General features: G+C 68.4%; 19 protein-coding genes, 1 tRNA gene and 1 pseudogene. 13 read left to right on the forward strand and 8 right to left on the reverse strand.

Annotated features, from left to right (window positions below):
• The first annotated feature begins 93 nt into the window (after nucleotides 1-93).
• Both ACZ6DT_RS01100 and ACZ6DT_RS01105 read left to right on the forward strand, forming a co-directional pair.
• Entirely contained in the window at nucleotides 94-1,422 is a 1,329-nt protein-coding gene (locus ACZ6DT_RS01100) for a BNR-4 repeat-containing protein (protein ID WP_465586833.1), read from the forward strand.
• A gap of 125 nt (nucleotides 1,423-1,547) precedes the next feature.
• Nucleotides 1,548-1,733, forward strand: coding sequence for a hypothetical protein (locus tag ACZ6DT_RS01105; protein WP_465586836.1), 186 nt, complete (start codon nucleotides 1,548-1,550; stop codon nucleotides 1,731-1,733).
• 95 nt (nucleotides 1,734-1,828) lie between these two features.
• On the opposite strand, the gene ACZ6DT_RS01110 is transcribed toward ACZ6DT_RS01105, so the two are convergent.
• Nucleotides 1,829-2,326: a limonene-1,2-epoxide hydrolase family protein gene (locus ACZ6DT_RS01110; protein WP_465586839.1), complete on the reverse strand. Its 498-nt coding sequence runs from the start codon at nucleotides 2,324-2,326 to the stop codon at nucleotides 1,829-1,831.
• Nucleotides 2,327-2,420: 94 nt separating this feature from the next.
• On the opposite strand from ACZ6DT_RS01110, the gene ACZ6DT_RS01115 reads away from it, so the two are divergent.
• Together ACZ6DT_RS01115 and ACZ6DT_RS01120 are read left to right on the forward strand one after the other, a co-directional pair.
• Entirely contained in the window at nucleotides 2,421-2,966 is a 546-nt protein-coding gene (locus ACZ6DT_RS01115) for a DUF305 domain-containing protein (protein WP_465586841.1), read from the forward strand.
• A 42-nt stretch (nucleotides 2,967-3,008) separates the two neighbouring features.
• A tRNA-Ser gene (locus tag ACZ6DT_RS01120) sits at nucleotides 3,009-3,096 on the forward strand.
• A gap of 46 nt (nucleotides 3,097-3,142) precedes the next feature.
• Here the strand turns inward: ACZ6DT_RS01120 and ACZ6DT_RS01125 are convergent.
• The 3 genes from ACZ6DT_RS01125 to ACZ6DT_RS01135 form a co-directional block, all read right to left on the reverse strand.
• The gene (locus tag ACZ6DT_RS01125; protein ID WP_034314526.1) at nucleotides 3,143-3,349 is read right to left on the reverse strand and encodes a CsbD family protein; all 207 of its coding nucleotides are present in this window, start codon (nucleotides 3,347-3,349) and stop codon (nucleotides 3,143-3,145) included.
• Between the two features lie 84 nt (nucleotides 3,350-3,433).
• On the reverse strand, nucleotides 3,434-3,886 hold the full coding sequence (locus tag ACZ6DT_RS01130) for a nucleoside deaminase (protein WP_465588758.1): 453 nt from the start codon (nucleotides 3,884-3,886) through the stop codon (nucleotides 3,434-3,436).
• Between the two features lie 23 nt (nucleotides 3,887-3,909).
• Nucleotides 3,910-4,392: a tRNA adenosine deaminase-associated protein gene (locus ACZ6DT_RS01135; protein ID WP_465586844.1), complete on the reverse strand. Its 483-nt coding sequence runs from the start codon at nucleotides 4,390-4,392 to the stop codon at nucleotides 3,910-3,912.
• Between the two features lie 76 nt (nucleotides 4,393-4,468).
• Here ACZ6DT_RS01135 and ACZ6DT_RS01140 point away from each other — a divergent pair, with 76 nt between their 5' ends.
• The 9 genes and pseudogenes from ACZ6DT_RS01140 (at nucleotide 4,469) to ACZ6DT_RS01180 (ending at nucleotide 11,166) form a co-directional block, all read left to right on the forward strand.
• A complete protein-coding gene (locus ACZ6DT_RS01140) occupies nucleotides 4,469-5,698 on the forward strand; it encodes a M20 metallopeptidase family protein (protein WP_465586847.1) in 1,230 nt (409 codons plus the stop codon).
• Nucleotides 5,699-5,731: 33 nt separating this feature from the next.
• Nucleotides 5,732-6,202, forward strand: a complete 471-nt coding sequence (locus tag ACZ6DT_RS01145) for a heme-degrading domain-containing protein (RefSeq protein WP_465586849.1) — start codon at nucleotides 5,732-5,734, stop codon at nucleotides 6,200-6,202.
• 66 nt (nucleotides 6,203-6,268) lie between these two features.
• Nucleotides 6,269-6,511: pseudogene (locus ACZ6DT_RS01150) on the forward strand (dihydrodipicolinate synthase family protein); the annotation flags it as partial.
• A gap of 289 nt (nucleotides 6,512-6,800) precedes the next feature.
• Nucleotides 6,801-7,652 carry a dihydrodipicolinate synthase family protein gene (locus ACZ6DT_RS01155; protein ID WP_465586851.1) on the forward strand — a complete coding sequence of 284 codons (852 nt, stop codon included), beginning with the start codon at nucleotides 6,801-6,803 and terminating at the stop codon, nucleotides 7,650-7,652.
• Entirely contained in the window at nucleotides 7,649-8,674 is a 1,026-nt protein-coding gene (locus ACZ6DT_RS01160) for a fatty acid desaturase family protein (protein WP_465586854.1), read from the forward strand. The genes ACZ6DT_RS01155 and ACZ6DT_RS01160 overlap by 4 nt, the downstream gene beginning before the upstream one ends.
• Nucleotides 8,671-8,850, forward strand: coding sequence for an RGCVC family protein (locus tag ACZ6DT_RS01165; RefSeq protein WP_240596787.1), 180 nt, complete (start codon nucleotides 8,671-8,673; stop codon nucleotides 8,848-8,850). The genes ACZ6DT_RS01160 and ACZ6DT_RS01165 overlap by 4 nt, the downstream gene beginning before the upstream one ends.
• A 9-nt stretch (nucleotides 8,851-8,859) precedes the next feature.
• Nucleotides 8,860-9,018 carry a DUF6307 family protein gene (locus ACZ6DT_RS01170; protein WP_465586857.1) on the forward strand — a complete coding sequence of 53 codons (159 nt, stop codon included), beginning with the start codon at nucleotides 8,860-8,862 and terminating at the stop codon, nucleotides 9,016-9,018.
• Nucleotides 9,019-9,159: 141 nt separating this feature from the next.
• Nucleotides 9,160-10,503 carry a diaminopimelate decarboxylase gene (lysA, locus tag ACZ6DT_RS01175; protein WP_465586859.1) on the forward strand — a complete coding sequence of 448 codons (1,344 nt, stop codon included), beginning with the start codon at nucleotides 9,160-9,162 and terminating at the stop codon, nucleotides 10,501-10,503.
• Between the two features lie 168 nt (nucleotides 10,504-10,671).
• Nucleotides 10,672-11,166 (forward strand): Lrp/AsnC family transcriptional regulator, encoded by a 495-nt coding sequence (locus tag ACZ6DT_RS01180; RefSeq protein WP_034314503.1) that lies wholly within the window; start codon nucleotides 10,672-10,674, stop codon nucleotides 11,164-11,166.
• A gap of 163 nt (nucleotides 11,167-11,329) precedes the next feature.
• On the opposite strand, the gene helR is transcribed toward ACZ6DT_RS01180, so the two are convergent.
• From helR to ACZ6DT_RS01200, 4 genes are all read right to left on the reverse strand, one after another.
• A complete protein-coding gene (helR, locus tag ACZ6DT_RS01185) occupies nucleotides 11,330-13,552 on the reverse strand; it encodes an RNA polymerase recycling motor ATPase HelR (RefSeq protein WP_465586862.1) in 2,223 nt (740 codons plus the stop codon).
• Between the two features lie 178 nt (nucleotides 13,553-13,730).
• A complete protein-coding gene (locus ACZ6DT_RS01190) occupies nucleotides 13,731-15,545 on the reverse strand; it encodes a LamG-like jellyroll fold domain-containing protein (protein ID WP_465586865.1) in 1,815 nt (604 codons plus the stop codon).
• Between the two features lie 118 nt (nucleotides 15,546-15,663).
• On the reverse strand, nucleotides 15,664-16,128 hold the full coding sequence (locus ACZ6DT_RS01195; protein ID WP_465586868.1) for a DUF6328 family protein: 465 nt from the start codon (nucleotides 16,126-16,128) through the stop codon (nucleotides 15,664-15,666).
• Nucleotides 16,073-17,047: a DMT family transporter gene (locus ACZ6DT_RS01200; protein WP_465586871.1), complete on the reverse strand. Its 975-nt coding sequence runs from the start codon at nucleotides 17,045-17,047 to the stop codon at nucleotides 16,073-16,075. The genes ACZ6DT_RS01195 and ACZ6DT_RS01200 overlap by 56 nt, the downstream gene beginning before the upstream one ends.
• Nucleotides 17,048-17,086 lie beyond the last annotated feature (39 nt).

The following is a 17,086-nucleotide window of genomic DNA, read 5'->3' on the forward strand; positions in this document are numbered from 1 at the left end:
CGTCACCGCTAGCCCGTTCGGACCCTGGATCCGCCGTGTTCTCCCGTGAGAAGATCGAACTCCGCCGCCTGTAACGCACCAGGAGGCGTCCTCATGCGCAGACTGCTTTGCGCGCTCATCGCGGCGGGTCTCGTGACCCCGGTTCCCCAAGCGGCCGCCAAGCCACCGGAGAAGGCCGCGTTCGAGGTGATGACCCCGGCGAGCACGGTCGCGTCCCGCACCGACCGGCGGCCGAACGCGGGCGCGATCTTCGACCCGGTCGCACGCAAGACGTTCATCTCGTGGTCCGGCAAGGCCGCGGACACCTACGTCCAGGCCTACGACCACCGGACCGGCGTCTGGACCGCGCCGAAGAAGATCGCCGACGGCGAATCCGACCCGCACAACTACCCGACGATGCTGCTGGCGGGCGACGGGCATCTGCTGATCTTCCGCGGCATGCACAACACGCGGACCGTGCTCAGCCGTGCGCCGCGCGCCCATTCCCTCGAGGGCACCTGGACGGACACCGAGGTCCCCGAGGGCGACGCGGCGAGCTACCCGATGCCGGTCAAGACCACCGACGGCACGTTGTTCCTGTTCTACCGCGAGACGACCAGGGAACTGGATCCGGCGGCGAATTCCGACTTCCGTCCGATGAAGTACCTCGTCTCCCGCGACCACGGGAAGACATGGAAGAACTCCGTGCGGCTGACCGGAAAGCAGTGGGCGTTCGGCTCGCTGGGCAGGACCGACCACATGGACGAGATCTACGTCGGGCAGCTGCGGTACCTGCCGTCTTCCGGGCGGATCCAGTTCGTCTACACACTCGCGGGTGGCGGGCCCTCGCAGCACAAGCACGACGTCTACCACCGCAACGTCTACTACCTGTCGTTCGACGTCCGCACCCTGCGCTTCTTCTCCGCGGCGGGCCGCGATCTCGGCACGCAGGTCGACGACGCCGAGCAGGAGCGGTACCTCAAAGTCGCCGAAACCCCGCTCGAACTCCCCGGCGGGCTCAAATCGCCGGATTACATCCTGCAGGTCGGCACCCAACGCGACGGCAAACCGTTCGTCACGTGGTTCCGGTTCGACGCCGCGGGTTCGCCGCGCGATTTCGCGGGCGCGTGGAACGGGCGGGACTGGGAAGTGCGCGAAGTCGCGAACGGACTCCGATTGCGCGAGATCGAACAGCTCAATGGCGGCACTTGGCGCGTTTACGGCACCCGCGACGGACAACCGGGCATCGAAACGTTCCTGCTCGAGAACGGCCGTGTCTGGAAGCCGGAAACCGTGATCACCACACCGAAACCGGTCCAGCGCGTGGAAATGATCACCGGTTTCCGGGATCCCGCGCGCATTCTCGCGACCGGCGCGTCCAGTGCGCGTGACGTCTCCGTGGCCGACGGTGACATTTATGTCGCGGGAGCCCCGCGCAAATAGTCCATTGGGGTTCCCCTGCCTTAAATGAACCTCAAGTCCGGGTACAACCCGGTATTTCCGGAGCTACCTTTGACGACGTGAGCGAGGACACGATTCCTCCCTCACGTCGCCGGAGGAGGTGTCCGATGAACTGGCTCACCGTCGTCGGTACGACACTGGTTCTGCTGCTGAGCATCGCGCTGACCGTCGATCTGCGCGACCGGAAACGCGGCGGACGCCCGGTGGCCCATTTCGGCGGGGCACGGCTCGACACCGTGCTGCGCGAGGCCGACCTGGGCGAGCGGCTCGCGGACCGCCACCTGACCTTCTGACGCTCGCCGGGGAGGGCGAGCAGGGGGAACTGGGGGTGCACCGCCGGTACACGGGACCCGTCGGGGGAGGACGGAGCCCGTATACCGGCGGTGTGTCATTTCCGCCTCGTGAGTGGCGAGGACGGGGTGGGTTCATCACCGTCCTCGCCGCTCCCGAGTTCCCGCCGGGCCTTGTACTTCCCGATGAGCGACTTCGCCCCGGCGACCGCCGCCTTGCCGGCGCCTTTCGCGCTGGCGGCCAGGAAGGTCGTCCAGTCGAAGTAGTCGCGCCACAGCACGATCCGGCCGTCGCGCACCTCGAACGTGCCGCACACCCAGAACTCGGCCTCCCACGAACCGCGTCGCAGGACGTCGGTGCGCTCGGTGAGCACGATCGGGCCGTCCGCGGCGATGTGGTGGGTGCGCGCCTCGAACCCGCTTCCGTAGCGGGCCATGGCGCGCAACTGCTTCTCCACCGCCGAAAGACCACGGGCCGGGGGCAGCGGGACGTTCTGATAGACGATGTCGATCGCGACGAAGCCCAGCGCGCGGTCGATGTCGAACTCTTCGAGGGCCTTGAGGAAACCGGTCACCACGGTCTTCGGATCCGTCATACCCGCCAAGGCTAATCCGATTTTGAACCGCCGGAAGGTCACAGCCGTATCACAGGAGGGGAGGGGCCGGTTTCCCCTGACTACGGAGGTATCGATGCGACGGCGACTGCCGATGGCACTGTTCGGGCTGGTCGTGTGGGTGCTCGCGGGCTGTTCGACGGCCACGGGTGCCGCACCCGCGACGCCGGGCGCCAACCAGGCCGACATCACCTTCTCCCAGCAGATGGTCCCGCATCACCAGCAGTCGATCCAGGTCGCGAACCTGGCCGCGGAACGGTCCGCTTCCGAATACGTGAAGACCACCGCGGCCAAGATCGTCAAGGCGGAGTCGGCCGAGGTCCAGACGATGACGGGCTGGCTGCGAGCGTGGAACGCGGCCGTGCTGCCCGCGGCGGGCCACGCCGGGCACACGATGCCGGGGATGATCACCGCCGGGCAGGTCGCCTCGCTGCGGAACCTGACCGGCGCGGAGTTCGACAAGACGTGGCTCCCGTTGATGGCGGAGCACCTGCGCAACGGCGTCGCGATGGCCGAAACCGTGCTGTCGTCAGGACAGCACTCCGAGACGAAGGCGCTCGCCCGGGAGATCGTCGAGAACCAGACGGCGGCGATCGACGAGATCACCGCGCAGCTTTCTTGACCCCCTGAAGGCCCGCCGACACCCTCCGGTATTGTTCTCGGCGGTGGCGTGTCCGAGCGGCCGAAGGAGCACGACTCGAAATCGTGTGACGGCTAATAACCGTCCGTGGGTTCAAATCCCACCGCCACCGCAGCGAAGAGCCGGTCTCCACGGAGACCGGCTCTTCTGCGTACGGACTATTTGTTGAACTTGTCCTTGAGGTCCTGCACGCCACCCTCGGCACGGTCGCGCAGGTCGTGCCCGGTCTCCTTGACCTGGCCTTCGGTCTGGTCGGCCCGGCCCGAGTTCGCGAGGTCCTGGTTGTCGGTCTTCTCGCCGAGCTTCTCCTTGGCGGCGCCGATGGCCTGCTCGGCCTTGTCCTTCGCCTTGTCGAAAACGCTCATGGCGGACGTTCCTCCTTCGACTGCGGCCGCCGTTTGCGGCCGCCTGTCTCCGGGTTACCCACCACACCGGATCCGACACATCCATCACCCGGTGCGGTTACCCCGTTGCCCGTGGAAGAAGCCTTCGAGCAGGGCCGCGCATTCGGCCTCCAGGACGCCGCCGACGACTTCCGCGCGGTGGCTGAGCCGCCGGTCGCGGACGACGTCCCACAGCGACCCCACGGCCCCGGTCTTGGGCTCCCAGGCGCCGAAGACGACCTTCGCGACCCGGGCCATCACGAGGGCGCCGGCGCACATCGTGCACGGTTCCAACGTCACGGCGAGCGTGCAGCCTTCGAGCCGCCAGCCGTCGCCGTAGAGCTTGGACGCGGCCCGCAGCGCGAGGATCTCCGCGTGCGCCGTCGGGTCGCCGAGTTCTTCGCGGGCGTTGCGCGCCGAGGCGAGCGGGATCCCGTCCGGGGACAGGACGACGGCCCCGATCGGCACGTCGTCGCCCGCACCTCGCGCCGCGTCGATCGCCGCCCGGACGGCGGCGATGTCGGCGGCGGAGGCGGCGGGGCTCAGATCTCGTCCAGGATCTTGGTGAACTCGGCGGCGAATCCGCACCGTTGCGCGACCATCTGGAGTTGTTCGTCCGGATAGAGGTCGACCTCGCCGACGATCACCTGGAGTTCGGCCCCCGGCAGTCCGAGATCGGCCAGGATCTCCAGATCGCCTTCCGGCCAGACCGCGTCGTCGTCCTCGTCCGGCGGGTCGACTCTCAGCACGTCGAGGACGTCGGCGGCGATGTCGTAGTCGAGCGCCGCGGCGGCGTCGGACAGCAGCAGCGCCGGCCCTCTGGGACTCGGCCGGACGATCACGAAGAACTCGTCGTCGACCGCGAGCAGCCCGAAGGCGGCCCCGGTCGAACGCAGTTTTCCGAGCTCAGTGATCGCAGCGTCGAGTTCGGCGAGCGCCCCAGGATCAAGAGAGCTGCACCGCCATCGACCGTCCTCCCGCACCACGGCCACCGCGAACCCCGTGATCGGCTCTTGCACCGCCATGCGCACACCGTATTCCGCCCGCTTTCGGAACGCACGCACGGTGCGCCCGAAGCGCCGCATGCGCCACTATCGAGACATGACCGGACCCACCGACCTGCCCACCCTCCCCGATGCGCGCTTCGCCGGATTGCTGGCGGAAGCCCGCGCGCTCCAGACGAAAACCGTAGAGCTCCGCCGGGAGATCCACCGGAATCCGGAGATCGGCCTCCAGTTGCCGAAAACCCAGGCCTCGATCAAGGCTGCCCTCGAAGGACTGCCGCTGGAGATCATCGAGGGCAGATCGACCACCTCGCTGACCGCCGTCCTCCGCGGCGGGAAGCCCGGTCCGGCGATCCTGCTCCGCGGTGACATGGACGCCTTGCCGCTGCAGGAGGACACCGGCGTCGACTTCACCTCCGACGAAGACGGCGTGATGCACGCCTGCGGGCACGACACCCACGTCGCGATGCTGGCGTCGGCCGCGCGGCTGCTCAGCGAGCACGCCGACGAGCTGGCCGGTTCGGTGGTGTTCATGTTCCAGCCCGGCGAGGAAGGCGAACACGGCGCGCGCCACATGATCCACGAGGGCGTGCTCGAAGCCGCGGGAGAGCGCGTCGAGAAGGCGTTCGGCCTGCATATCTTCTCGCAGGTCGAAGCGGGCGTCGTCCAGACGCGGCCGGGCCCGATCATGGCGTCGGCGAACAGCTTCCACGTGAAGGTCACCGGCCGGGGCGGGCACGGCTCGGCGCCGCATCAGGCGATCGACCCGGTGCCGGCGGCGGCCGCGATGGTCAGCGCGCTGCAGACGATGGTGACCCGCAAGGTGAGCGTGTTCGAGCCCGCGGTGGTCTCGGTCACCCGCATCGAGGCGGGCACGACGACGAACATCATCCCGGAGACGGCGTTCCTGGAGGGCACGATCCGCACGCTGTCCGACCGGACGCAGGCGTACGTCCGCGAGGAACTGCCGAAGGTCTGCGAAGCGGTCGGCGCCGCGCACGGCGTCCGCGTGAGCGCCGAAGTCGTCCCCGGCTACCCGGTCACGGTGAACGATCCGCTGGTCGCGGCACGCGTGCTGGAGCTGGCGGCCGAGGTGCTCGGCGCCCGCAACGCCGAGGCCATGGACAACCCGGTGATGGGCGCGGAGGACTTCTCCTACGTCCTGCAGCGGATTCCCGGCGCGTTCGCCTTCCTCGGCGGCCGCCCGGCCGACGTCGACCCGGACAAGGCGGAGGCGAACCACTCGAACCGCGTGATCTTCGACGAGGACGCCATGGCCAACGGCGTCGCGATGTACGCCGCTTTCGCCTTGGACGCGCTTCGGTAGCCTTTACACAACAGTGTTGATTTAATGGGTGCCATGAGCGATGACACCTTGACCGTCCTGGCCGCACAGGAGGAGCGCCTGGTCTTCCGCCGGTTCGACCACGAGACCGCGCTGAGGCTGGGCGCCCACCTGCTCGCGGCGGCACGGGACCGCGCCCTCCCGGTGACGGTCTCCGTGCGCCGCGGTGGCCAGCGGCTCTTCCACGCCGCCTTGCCGGGGACCTCGGCCGACAACGACGCGTGGATCGACCGCAAGAGCCGCGTCGTCGACCGCTACGGGCACAGCTCGTTCCTCGTCGGCGAACAGTTCCGCGCGAAGGGCACGACCTTCGAAGCCGCTTCCCGGCTGGACCCGGATCTGTACGCCGCCCACGGCGGGGTGTTCCCGGTGATCGTCGAGGGCGTGGGGCCGGTCGGCACCGTCGGCGTCTCGGGACTGCCCCAAGCCGACGATCACGCGTTCGTCGTCGAGCAGCTGGAAACCTTCCTCACCACACTGTCCTAAGTAGACATTCGACGGAGTTGTCCACAGGTTGTCCACGTGTGGACAACTCCGTCTTTGGAAGCTGGGATGTCGCATCATATATCAGATCGGACATGCCAGTGTCCCTCCCCCGTTCGACGAGCGGAAACGGCGGCCGGGGTCGTGGCCATCCCGGTGACCCCGTTCGACGCCGACGGCGCCGTGGCTCCGGAGTCCTACTTGAAACTGGTGCACAGGCTGATCACCGGCGGCGTCGACGTCGTGACACCTAACGGGAACACCGGTGAGTTCTACGCACTGGACGAGGCCGAGACGCGGCACTGTCTCGAGTTGGCGGTCCAGGCCGCGGCGGGCCGGGCGAGTGTGGCGCCGGTGTCGGGCACGACGTCCGGACGGCGCGGCACGGCACGCGCGCGAGGCGGGCGCGGAGCTGATCATGATCCATCGACCCGTGCACCCGTACGTCTCGGCGGAAGGCTGGGTCGAGTACCACCGCGCCATCGCGGCCGCGGTCCCGGAACTGGGTGTCGTGCCGTAGGTGCGTGATCCGAAGATCGAAGGCGGGCAGCTCGCCGGGCTCGCCGACGCGGCGGAAAACGTCATCGGGGTCAAGTACGCCGTGCCGGATCCGGTTCGTTTCGCTTCGGTGGCGCGGGACGCGGGGATCGATCGCTTCGGGTGGATCGCCGGACTGGCGGAACTCTCGGCACCGGGCTGTTTCGCCGTCGGCGCGACCGGGGTCACGCCGGGGCTGATGAACGTCGCGCCGTCGCTCCAGCTGGAGATGTTCCGCTCACTGCGGGACGGCGACTTCCGCGGCGCGCCGGCCTGCTGGGAACACGTCCGGCCGTTCGAGGAGCTGCGGACCGCGGACGGCGACGCCAACAACGTGAGCGTGGTGAAGGAAGCGTTGGCACAGCTGGTTTTGTGCCGCCCCGACGTCCGCCCGCCGAGCCGCGCGCCGACCGACGGCGAACGCGGGAAGTCGCGGGGCTGCTCGAGAAATGGGGCCTGCCCCAACGAATTTTCGGACCGTGTCCGCACCCACCAGAGGCGGGTGCGGACACGGCGACAGGTCAGAGGTCGTGGCCATCGACGATCGCGGCGTGGCCCTGATGGGCGCCTCGGGGCGCGCTGTAGCGCGGCGGGCGGCTGCTCACCGGTCGAAGCCGGCGGGACCATGAGCGCGAAGAACGATGTCTGGCCGGTGCTCCTGTCTCCGGTCGAGTCTCACGACCGGATGGAACCGGGGGAAATTTCCCTCGATGTCTTCGACTGTACGCCGGATTTTGCTGTTTTGGTGAATTGCTTCCGCTCCGCCGTCGTGGGAGACTGGAAGCAGGCCACGGAGCGACCGTGGCGTGTTGTGGTACCAGTGCCTTTTCTCGGCCGAACCAGACCCCTTCGGTGTTCTGAAACCCGTTGCTGGATCCCCCACTTTCACGAACCAGAACGGTGTGATCCCCCATGACCTCCACACAGACGAGACAGGGCAGCGACTTCGCTGAACTGTCCAAATTGGTCAAAGACGCCGGACTCCTCGATCGACGGCGCAAGTACTACGCGCTGAAGATCTCCTTGAACCTGCTTGCTTTCGCGGGCGGCTGGGTCGCCTTCGTGCACCTCGGGGACTCCTGGTGGCAGCTGTTCCTCGCCGCGTTCTTCGCGATGATGTTCACGCAGCTGTCCTTCATCGGCCACGACGCGGGACACAAGCAGATCTTCGGTGGCCGCAAGGCGAACGACATCACCGGTTTCGTCCACGGTGGACTGACCGGGCTGAGCTACGGCTGGTGGATCGGCACGCACAACCGCCATCACGCCAATCCCAACCACGAGGACGAGGACCCGGACGTCAACCTCGCCGCACTCATCTTCACCAAGGCCCAGGGCGCCGAACGACGTGGTTTCCTGGGCTGGATGGCGAAATACCAGGCGTTCCTGTTCTTCCCGCTGCTGCTGCTGGAAGGCCTGAACCTGCACGTCTCGAGCGTGACGGCGTTCTTCCAGCGCGGCTTCAAACGGCGGAAGCTCGAATCGGCGCTGATGCTGGCCCATATCGCCGCGTACCTGACAGCGGTGTTCGTGGTCCTCTCGCCCGGTGTCGGCTTCGTCTTCATCGCCGTGCACCAGTGCCTTTGGGGTGTGTACATGGGCTGCTCGTTCGCCCCGAACCACAAGGGCATGCCGACGCTGTCGGCCGGGCACAAGCTCGACTTCCTGCGCAAGCAGGTACTCACCTCACGCAACGTGCGCGGCGGTCCGGTCGTGGACTTCGCGCTCGGCGGGCTCAACTACCAGATCGAACACCACCTCTTCCCGAACATGGCACGGCCGAACCTCAAGCACGCGCAGGTGATCGTGCGGGAGTTCTGCGCGAAGCACGGCATCGACTACGCGCAGTGCGGCTGGGCGGCGTCCTACGGGTACGTCCTGCGGCATCTGCACGCGGTCGGGGCACCGTTGCGCGGCCAGCCGGTGGCCGCACGATGACCTCCATCCGCTCCCTCGGCGACGTGGCCGAACCCGCCGCCGACGACCGCTGCCCGAGCTGCCCGCATCCGATGTCCGCGCACGACGCGATCGCCCGCCGCTTCTGCACCGCGACCGCGGCCGGCGGGTTCAGCCGCGGCTGCACCTGCGCCACGAAACCCGAAACAACCGAATAAAGGATCACCATGAACGCCGACACCGTCCCCGTCTCCCGCTACGAGATCCGGGTCGACACCGTGAAGAAGATCGTCAACGAACACACCGGCCTCGACAACGAGGCCGCGTTCGCGCTGGCCGTGCACATGGTGCGGGCGCTCGACACCGTCCCGGAGCCCGTCCGCTGAGACTGTGGCGACGGTTACCCGCGCGTTAACAAGGCGTCAGTGAGGCCCCGGAAGCCGTCAGGGAGACGTTGCCGGAGCGGCCGGGCCGGGTCGATCGGAGTTGTGCTGATGAGGCACTGACCGATCGACGCGGAGGTAACCGTGACGCTCAGCGAGCTCCTGCCCAGCCTCGGCTGCGAGGCCGCCGACCACCTCGAACCCGGGATCTGGCCACGGAGCACCCGGCTCGGGGCCGGTGGGGAACTGCTGTTCGCCGGCGCGCCGGTGTCCCACCTCGCCGCGAGGTTCGGGACACCGGCGTACCTGCTCGACGAGGACGAGGTCCGCCAGAACGCCCGCGCGTATCGCCGGGCGCTGCCGGAGGCCGAGGTGGCGTACGCGAGCAAGGCGCTGTGCACTCGCGCCGTCCTGCGCTGGATCGCCGAAGAAGGGCTTTCCCTCGACACCTGCTCGGCGGGCGAGATCGCGGTGGCACGGTCGGTCGGCTTCCCCGCCGAACGGATCCTGCTGCACGGCAACGCGAAGACCCCTGAAGATCTCAAGGCGGCGCTGTCCTACGGCGTCCGCCGGATCGTGGTGGATTCGCTCGACGAGATCGAGCAGCTCGGCGCGCTGGCCACCGGCGCGCAGCAGGTGCTGATCCGCGTGACGCCCGACGTCGCGGCGGGGACGCACGCGTCGATCACCACCGGCACCGAAGGTCAGAAGTTCGGCTTCTCGCTGCGCGAGGAGGTCCGCGACAACCTCGGCCGGGCCGTTTCCGCCGTCCTCGCGCAACCCGGGCTCCGCCTGGCCGGTCTGCACTGCCACATCGGCTCGCAGGTGTCCCGGGTCGATTTCTACGAATTGGCCGCCCGAAAGATGATCGGCGTGCTGGTCGCGCTTCGCGAAACTTACGGCGTCACCCTGCGGGAACTGGATCTCGGCGGCGGGCACGCCGTGCGTTATCTGCCCGGCGACCCGGGTTTCGACATCGACGGATATGTGCGCCGCCTGCGTGTCGCGCTCGCTTACGAATGCGCTTCGCACGGTTTCCCGCCGCCGAAACTGACGATCGAGCCGGGCCGCGCGATCGTCGGCCCGGCGGGGATCACCGTGTACCGGGTCTGCGCGGTGAAACGCGGTTCGCGCACCTTCGTCGCCGTCGACGGCGGAATGAGCGACAACGCGCGGCCCGCGCTCTACGGGGCGGCGTACACCGCGCGCCTGATCGGCAGGCGCAGCCGGGCGGCACGGCGGCCGATGACGGTGGTCGGACGGCACTGCGAATCGGGAGACGTCCTCGCCGACGGGCTCTCGCTCCCCGACGACGTCCACCCCGGCGATCTGCTCGCCGTTCCGTGCACCGGGGCATATCATCACTCGCTCGCGTCGAATTACAACCTCGTCGGCAGGCCGCCGATGGTCGGCGTCTCCCGAGGGACGGCGACCTTGCTCGTCCGCCGGGAAACCGAAGAAGACCTGCTGAAACGCGACCTCGGCTGACTCGCCGTCCGAAAACCTCGGCACCCGGCCTGTCGTACGACAGAATCCTTGGCGCGAAGGCGCCGTGAAAGAGAATCGCAACAAACAACTTAACGGCGGTAGCATTCTGGACATTGATCGATACGCTGCGCGACAAGAATCGCATGCCGAAACAAAGGGAGGGACGGCATGGGTGACGAACCACGCGCGCAGATGGAGCAGCGCACACCTAGAGGTTTGGACAATACCGATCGCACTCTGATCGCCCTACTGCAAGTCGACGGCCGGGCCTCGTTCACGGCCTTGGCCAAGGCAGTCGGACTGTCGGAGGGCGCCGTGCGGCAGCGGGTCCAGCGGCTGCTGCGGGACGAGACGATGCAGATCGTCGCGGTCACGGATCCGGCGAACGTCGGGCTCGGCCGTCAGGCGATGGTCGGGATCAGGGTCCATGGCGATCCGCGAGCGGTCTCCGACCAGCTCTCCGGATTGCCGGACGTCCATTACGTCGTGCTGACCGCGGGGGGTTACGACCTGCTCGCCGAGGTCGCCTGCCGGGACGACGAACACCTCTTGAGTGTGCTGAACGACGACATCCGGCCCATTCCGGGGGTCGTCAGCACCGAAACATTGGTCTACCTGAAACTGGCGAAACAGACGTACGCCTGGGGTAACTTGACCCGCTAGCGGACCTCGATCGGTGGCCCGCGTCGAACCCCAGACCACGAAACCTCACCACGCACGAACCCCGTGCTCACGGGCTCATGGATCAAGGACCGAAGGCGCAACGAAAGGTCCCTTCCTCGCAGAATTTGCAAGGAAGGGACCTTCCAATGCACTAGCGGAGGCGTCAGACACAGCGCAGGTACGCGTCCGGAGTCCGCCGCCGGGCGTCGAGCCCGCGCAGGACGGCGGGCAACGCCCCGCTGTACAAGACCCCGAGCCGCTGCGTCGCCCGCGTCAACGCGACGTACAGCTCCGCCTCGCCGTTCGGGCCGTCCGCGAGAATCCGCTCCGGCTCCACCACCAGGACGGCGTCGTACTCCAGCCCTTTGGTGGCCGACGGCGGAATCGCCCCCGGGACCCCCGGCGGCCCGATCACGACCGAAGTCCCCTCACGTCCCGCTTCCTCGCGGACGAACTCGGCGATGGCCTCTTCGGTGTCCACAGTGTCTACAGTGTCTATTTCGGACAGTCGTCGGGCCCACGGCCGGACTCCGCATGAACGCACCGAGTCCGGCGGAACGGCCCCGGGCGCGAAGCTCGCCAGCAACGAGGCCGCGACAGCCATGATCTCCGACGGCGTCCGGTAGTTGACGGTCAGTTTCCGGTACACCCACCGGTCGGCGACGTATCGGGAGAGCATCGCGTCCCAGGATCGCGCGCCGGACGGCGACCGGCGCTGCGCGAGATCCCCGACCACGGTGAACGACCGGCTGGGACAGCGCCGCATCAGCACTCGCCAGTCCATTTCGGACAGTTCCTGCGCCTCGTCGACCACGACGTGGCCATAGGTCCATTCCCGGTCGGCGGCGGCGCGTTCGGCCAGATCCCGTTCGTCGCGTTCGGCGAACCGGTCCGCCAGTTCCTCCGCCATCAGCACGTCCGTCGGCCGGAGCGCGAATTCGTAATCGTCGTGGTCGTCCTCGACCTCGACGATTTCCAGCACCCGCTCGGCGTACTCCTTCCGTGCCAGCCGCTCCCGTTCCTCCGCCCGGCGTTCGGCGGTGCGGTCCCGGCCGAGCAGTTCGACGGCTTCGTCCAGCAGCGGCACGTCGGACACCGTCCACGCGTCGGCGTCCTCGCGGAACAGCGCCGGATCGGCGCCGGCCGCCCGCAACCGTTCCGGTGAGGCGTAGAGGTCGGCGAGCAGCCGCCGCGGCGTCAGCACCGGCCAGAGGCGATCGAGCACCGCGCGGAACTCCTCGCCGGCTTCCAGGTCGCGCCGAGCGTTCTTCAGCATCTCCGGGCGCGTGTGCTCGTCGTCCCGCGGCAGCCAGCCCGCGCCGAGCCGATCGACCGCGCGCGTGGCGAGCGCGGCGATCACCTCCCGGTCGAAGACGGGCTTCGCCTCGTTGTGCGGCAGACCGCTCTCCCTGGCCACCACACGCGCGGCGGCCACGACCTCGGCGTCCAACGGCACGGTGACGTCGTCGAGTGCGATCGGCTCGGCTTCGGCCGGCAGTTCCTGCCGGTCCGCCACCGCCGCCGAAAGCACGTCCAGGATCCCCAGCGAGCCCTTGAGCCGCTGGACCGGCGGCGGATCCTCGCGTTCGGTGCGCAGACCGGCGACGAGGTCCCCAGGGGTCGCGAAGACGACACTGGTCTCGCCGAGCGACGGCAGGACACGGCCGATGTGGTCGAGGAATCCGCTGCTGGGCCCGACCACGAGCACACCGCGGCGTTCCATGCGTTCCCGTTTCGTGTACAGCAGGTACGCCACCCGGTGCAGTGCCACCGCCGTCTTCCCGGTGCCGGGGCCGCCCTCCACGACGACGACGCCCGTGTGGTCCAGCCGGATGATCTCGTCCTGCTCGGCCTGGATGGTCGCGACGATGTCCCGCATCCCCTCGCCGCGCGGCGCGTTGACCGCGGCCAGCAGCGCGACGTCACCGCGTTCCCCCGCCGATTCCGGACGGCCGAAGACCTCGTCGGTGAAGTCGAGGACGTCACGTCCGAGAGTGCGGAATTGACGGCGCCGGGACATTCCTTCCGGGGACGCGCCCGTCGCGCAGTAGAACGCGCGCGACGCCGGCGCCCGCCAGTCCAGCACCAACGGTTCGTAGTCGTTCTCCTCGTCGAAAAGGCCGATCCTGCCGACATACCTCCGCTCTCCCGAAAGGGCATCCAGACGGCCGAAACAAAGGCCCTCGTCGGCGATCTTCAGCCTGGCCATCTCACGCGCCTTGGCGCCGACGGAGACCTCGCGGTCGGAAAGCGCGAAGCCTTCTCCCCGCAGCGCACCGGCATACGCCTCCTTCACCCGCGCGCGTTCGGTGTCCAGCCGCCCGTAGAGCGCCGCGACATACTGCCGCTCGGACCGCAATTCCTCGTCGTACCCCTGATTTGACAAGTTCCCCTCACAGCGGTTAGACTGACAACACATTCGGCGCACTGATCAGCATTCTTGATCGGGCGCCGATTTTCTATTGTCCACCGCTTGTCAAGAGGGACCCCGGCATTCCGCCGGAAACGACAGTGCGCGATAATGGGGACGAAGATCCACCATTACCGCGCACCGTCCGGAGCATTCAGCCGAGCATGAATTCGCGCGGCTCCAGCGCCCGCCCCACCACCCGGACGTCGCCGAGCCAGCCGTGGAACGCCTGCTCGACGATCGAGTCGTAGGCGTAGGCACCGATCAGCCAAGAGCCGCCGGGGTTCGCGATCCCCGCGGCCGGCGTCTTCGGGTTCCGCAGCACCGGGCAGCCGTCGACGTAGAGCGTCGTCCGCCTGCCGTCGTTGACGGCCGCGACGTGGATCCACTCCTGCAACGCCAGTTCGTGCCCCCAGCAGGTGGAGATTCCATTCTGGTTCACCGGGAAGACCGCCCACTGGAACGCCGCACCGTCCGAAAGGGACAGTGTGGCCGACGGTTCGCCGGGGTCGTCACCGGTTTTGCCCGCCTTGCCGCCGGAACCCTGCCTGCCGAAGATCGCGGCCCAGGAGTGCTTGCCGTCCTTGAAATCCGCGGGCAGTTTCACGAACGCCTCGACGGTGTACCCGCGGGCGAACGTCTCGGCGTTCATCGGCGCGGTGTCCGCCGTGCGCAGATACCCTCCGCGGGCCGGTTTCTTGCCGCCGTCGAACCGCAGGCTCGATCTCGACGGCTGCCGCCCGGAGAACTCGCCCGAGAACCGCAGCGTCTCGGGCGCGCTGCCGGGCAGGGTCACCCGGACCAGGTCGTTGCCCCGGCCCGAAAGGTCACGCACCCCGCCGACAGCGCTGCCATCGCGGCCTTCGAACCGCCAATAGGCGACGGTCCCGCGGATCAGCTGCCGTTCGGCAGGCCGCCCCGGCGGGACCGGGACCGGCGCGAAACCGGCGAACCTCGACTCGAAGTCGATCTCCAGGCTGAAGTAGTCCGCCGGGCCCGTGCGTTCGATCTCCCGCCGTTGCAGTTCGTTCAGCCGCGGCGCCTGGTCCGCCAGCCACGGCGAGAACGTGCGGACGTCGATCACGTTCCGCGCCAGGTCGAACCGGTAGAGCCGGATCATCGCGCTGCCGCCGTAGTAGCGGTCCTGGTAGTTGGTGATGTGGAGGTGGACGTCGTTGCCCGCGTCGTTCCGCTTCACCGCGCGGCCCGGCGGCCAGAAGTGCCCGTTGAGGGTCAGGAAGATCTGGTCGTTCCCGGCGATCAGCTCGTCCCACACCTTCTGCCCGAACTCCGAGAACCGAGCCTGTCCGGCCTCGTCGGCCCATACCAATTCATGGATGGTCAGGATGGCCGGAAGCCGTGGATTCCGTGCGAGGACCGAACGCGCCCACTCCAGCCCGCCCGCCGACGGCCGCCAGTCGAGCGCGAGCAACAGCCACTCACGTCCGCCCGCACGGAAAACGTGCTGGCTGTTGTAGCCGTCGGGGCTCGCACCGCGGAAGGTCCGCGAACCCCGTTGCCGTCGCGGTCCGAACGCGTCCAGATACGGCGTGCGGCCGCGCTGGTCGTCGGTCGAGGATTTGACGTCGTGGTTGCCCGCCAGCGTGCTGTACGGGAACCGGCGCCGGTCCAGGTGCTGGAACGACCGGCTGATCTGGTCGAACTCGCCCGGCTGCCCGTTCTCGGTGAGGTCGCCGAGATGCGCCAGGAAGACGATGTTCTCGTCACCGCCGGTGACGTACCGCAGCGTGGCGTCCAACGGCGCGGGATCGCCGCGGTCGGCGTCGAAGAGGTACTGGGTGTCGGGCAGGACCGCGAGGGTGAAGCGGCCGTCTTCGGCGTCCGGGCCGTGGTGGCCGAAGGTCGCCGAAGCCGCGGGGGCACCGAGTGCCGGCAACGCGGACACCGCCGCACCGGCGCCGAGCAGGCCCGCGCCGCGCAGGAAGGTCCGTCTGGAGGAGTCGTTCACGGCCGCAACCTACGGTCGCGGAGGCAACGCGTCCCGAACCGCGGGTGAACACTTGCCCCGATCGGCGGCTTCGTCGCACGGCCCGCCCGAAGGAACGCCGGAGCGCGCCGTCCGGTGCTCAGTCGCCGTCGCGGTCGATCCTCTTCGGCACGACGAGCCACATGACGAAGAACAGCACCGCCGACACCACACCGAGGATCGTCATCGCGATCGGGCCGAAGACGACCTTGGCGATGAGCGCGACGGTCGTGATGATGGCGGCCGCGAGGCAGGCGAGTCCGACCAAGACGGACCGGTTGCCGACGGTGAGGATCCGCTCACGGTTGCCGGTGCGGAACAGCAGCCGGTGCCACGCGGCGGGCGCGGTCAGCAGCACCGTCGAGCAGACCGTGAGCAGCACCGCGGTCATGTGCACGGATTTCTCGAACCCGCTCGCCTCGTGGAACTCGTCGGTGAACACCACCGTGAGCAGGAACCCGAAGAGGATCTGGACGCCCGCCTGCGCGACCCGCAGCTCCTGCAGGAGCTCATTGACGTTGCGGGTCAGGCGTTCGTTCTTCGTCTCGCCGGTGTGCTCGACCATTCAGCGGCTCCAAGACCATCGGTTGACGCCTGACCTTTTCGTGCCAACCGAGCGACGTCACCGACACGACCACCACGGCGAGACCCAGCCACTGAGTACCCGACAAATCGGCGTTCAAGCACAATACGCCGATGACAGCGGCCGTGACGGGGAACGCCAGCTCGGCCAACGTCGCCCTGGCCGCGGGCGTCGACCGCAGGCCCACGTAATACAGGCTCAACGCCAGCAGACCGGGGACCAGCGCAAGCAGAGCGAGCCCGAGCGCGTTGTCCCAGCCGACCGCGAACTCGCCGCCCTGAAAGGCCACGATGCCCGCCGCGACCGGGAGCCCGACGGTGAACCGCAGGGTGGTGACCTCCTTCGGCGCCAGTTCGGTGGAGAGCAGCCGTCCGAGCACCGTTCCCGCCGCCCACAACGCGGCCGCGCCGATCGCCAGCAGCGCCGCCTTCGCCGCGGCGAGCTGGATGTTCAGCGGGTCCTTGAACGCCAGCAGCCAAGCGCCCAGCAGCGCCGGGATCGCGAAGAAGGCGTAGCCCGGGCGGACCCGTTCCCGGAGCACGAAATATGCCGCGAGAACGGCGAACACCGGCTGGAGCTTCTGCAGCACCAACGGCGTCACCGGGTCACCCAGTTTGAAGGCCGCGGTGAACATCGCCGTCGCCAGCGCGGACGAGCCGCCGCCGATCGCGAGCACGGCCAGCCATTCTCGCGGACCGCATCGGCGCAACGCCCGGAAGGCGCCGGGGATGAACGGGCTCAGCACGAGCACCACGAGCAGGTGCTCCCAGAAGACGACCGTGGCCGCCGGGAGCGCCTCGGCAAGAGGAAGCCGCAGAAGCCCGTCGGTGCCCCAAAGAGCGGCGGCGACCGCGACGAGCCAAGTGCGATCCGGAGGGTTAGTACTCACTTGTCCTTCCATCCATGCCCCCGCCGCCGCCCTCAACGGACACGCTGCGCG

This window comes from Amycolatopsis sp. NPDC041971, assembly GCF_055588925.1.

Bases quoted from the DNA above. Each gene is read 5' to 3' on its own strand.
- ACZ6DT_RS01100 (WP_465586833.1), top strand. From the start codon at position 94: ATGCGCAGACTGCTTTGCGCGCTCATCGCGGCGGGTCTCGTGACCCCG.
- ACZ6DT_RS01105 (WP_465586836.1), top strand. From the start codon at position 1,548: ATGAACTGGCTCACCGTCGTCGGTACGACACTGGTTCTGCTGCTGAGC.
- ACZ6DT_RS01110 (WP_465586839.1), bottom strand. From the start codon at position 2,326: ATGACGGATCCGAAGACCGTGGTGACCGGTTTCCTCAAGGCCCTCGAA.
- ACZ6DT_RS01115 (WP_465586841.1), top strand. From the start codon at position 2,421: ATGCGACGGCGACTGCCGATGGCACTGTTCGGGCTGGTCGTGTGGGTG.
- ACZ6DT_RS01125 (WP_034314526.1), bottom strand. From the start codon at position 3,349: ATGAGCGTTTTCGACAAGGCGAAGGACAAGGCCGAGCAGGCCATCGGC.
- ACZ6DT_RS01135 (WP_465586844.1), bottom strand. From the start codon at position 4,392: ATGGCGGTGCAAGAGCCGATCACGGGGTTCGCGGTGGCCGTGGTGCGG.
- ACZ6DT_RS01140 (WP_465586847.1), top strand. From the start codon at position 4,469: ATGACCGGACCCACCGACCTGCCCACCCTCCCCGATGCGCGCTTCGCC.
- ACZ6DT_RS01145 (WP_465586849.1), top strand. From the start codon at position 5,732: ATGAGCGATGACACCTTGACCGTCCTGGCCGCACAGGAGGAGCGCCTG.
- ACZ6DT_RS01160 (WP_465586854.1), top strand. From the start codon at position 7,649: ATGACCTCCACACAGACGAGACAGGGCAGCGACTTCGCTGAACTGTCC.
- ACZ6DT_RS01165 (WP_240596787.1), top strand. From the start codon at position 8,671: ATGACCTCCATCCGCTCCCTCGGCGACGTGGCCGAACCCGCCGCCGAC.
- ACZ6DT_RS01170 (WP_465586857.1), top strand. From the start codon at position 8,860: ATGAACGCCGACACCGTCCCCGTCTCCCGCTACGAGATCCGGGTCGAC.
- ACZ6DT_RS01180 (WP_034314503.1), top strand. From the start codon at position 10,672: ATGGGTGACGAACCACGCGCGCAGATGGAGCAGCGCACACCTAGAGGT.
- ACZ6DT_RS01195 (WP_465586868.1), bottom strand. From the start codon at position 16,128: ATGGTCGAGCACACCGGCGAGACGAAGAACGAACGCCTGACCCGCAAC.
- ACZ6DT_RS01200 (WP_465586871.1), bottom strand. From the start codon at position 17,047: ATGGAAGGACAAGTGAGTACTAACCCTCCGGATCGCACTTGGCTCGTC.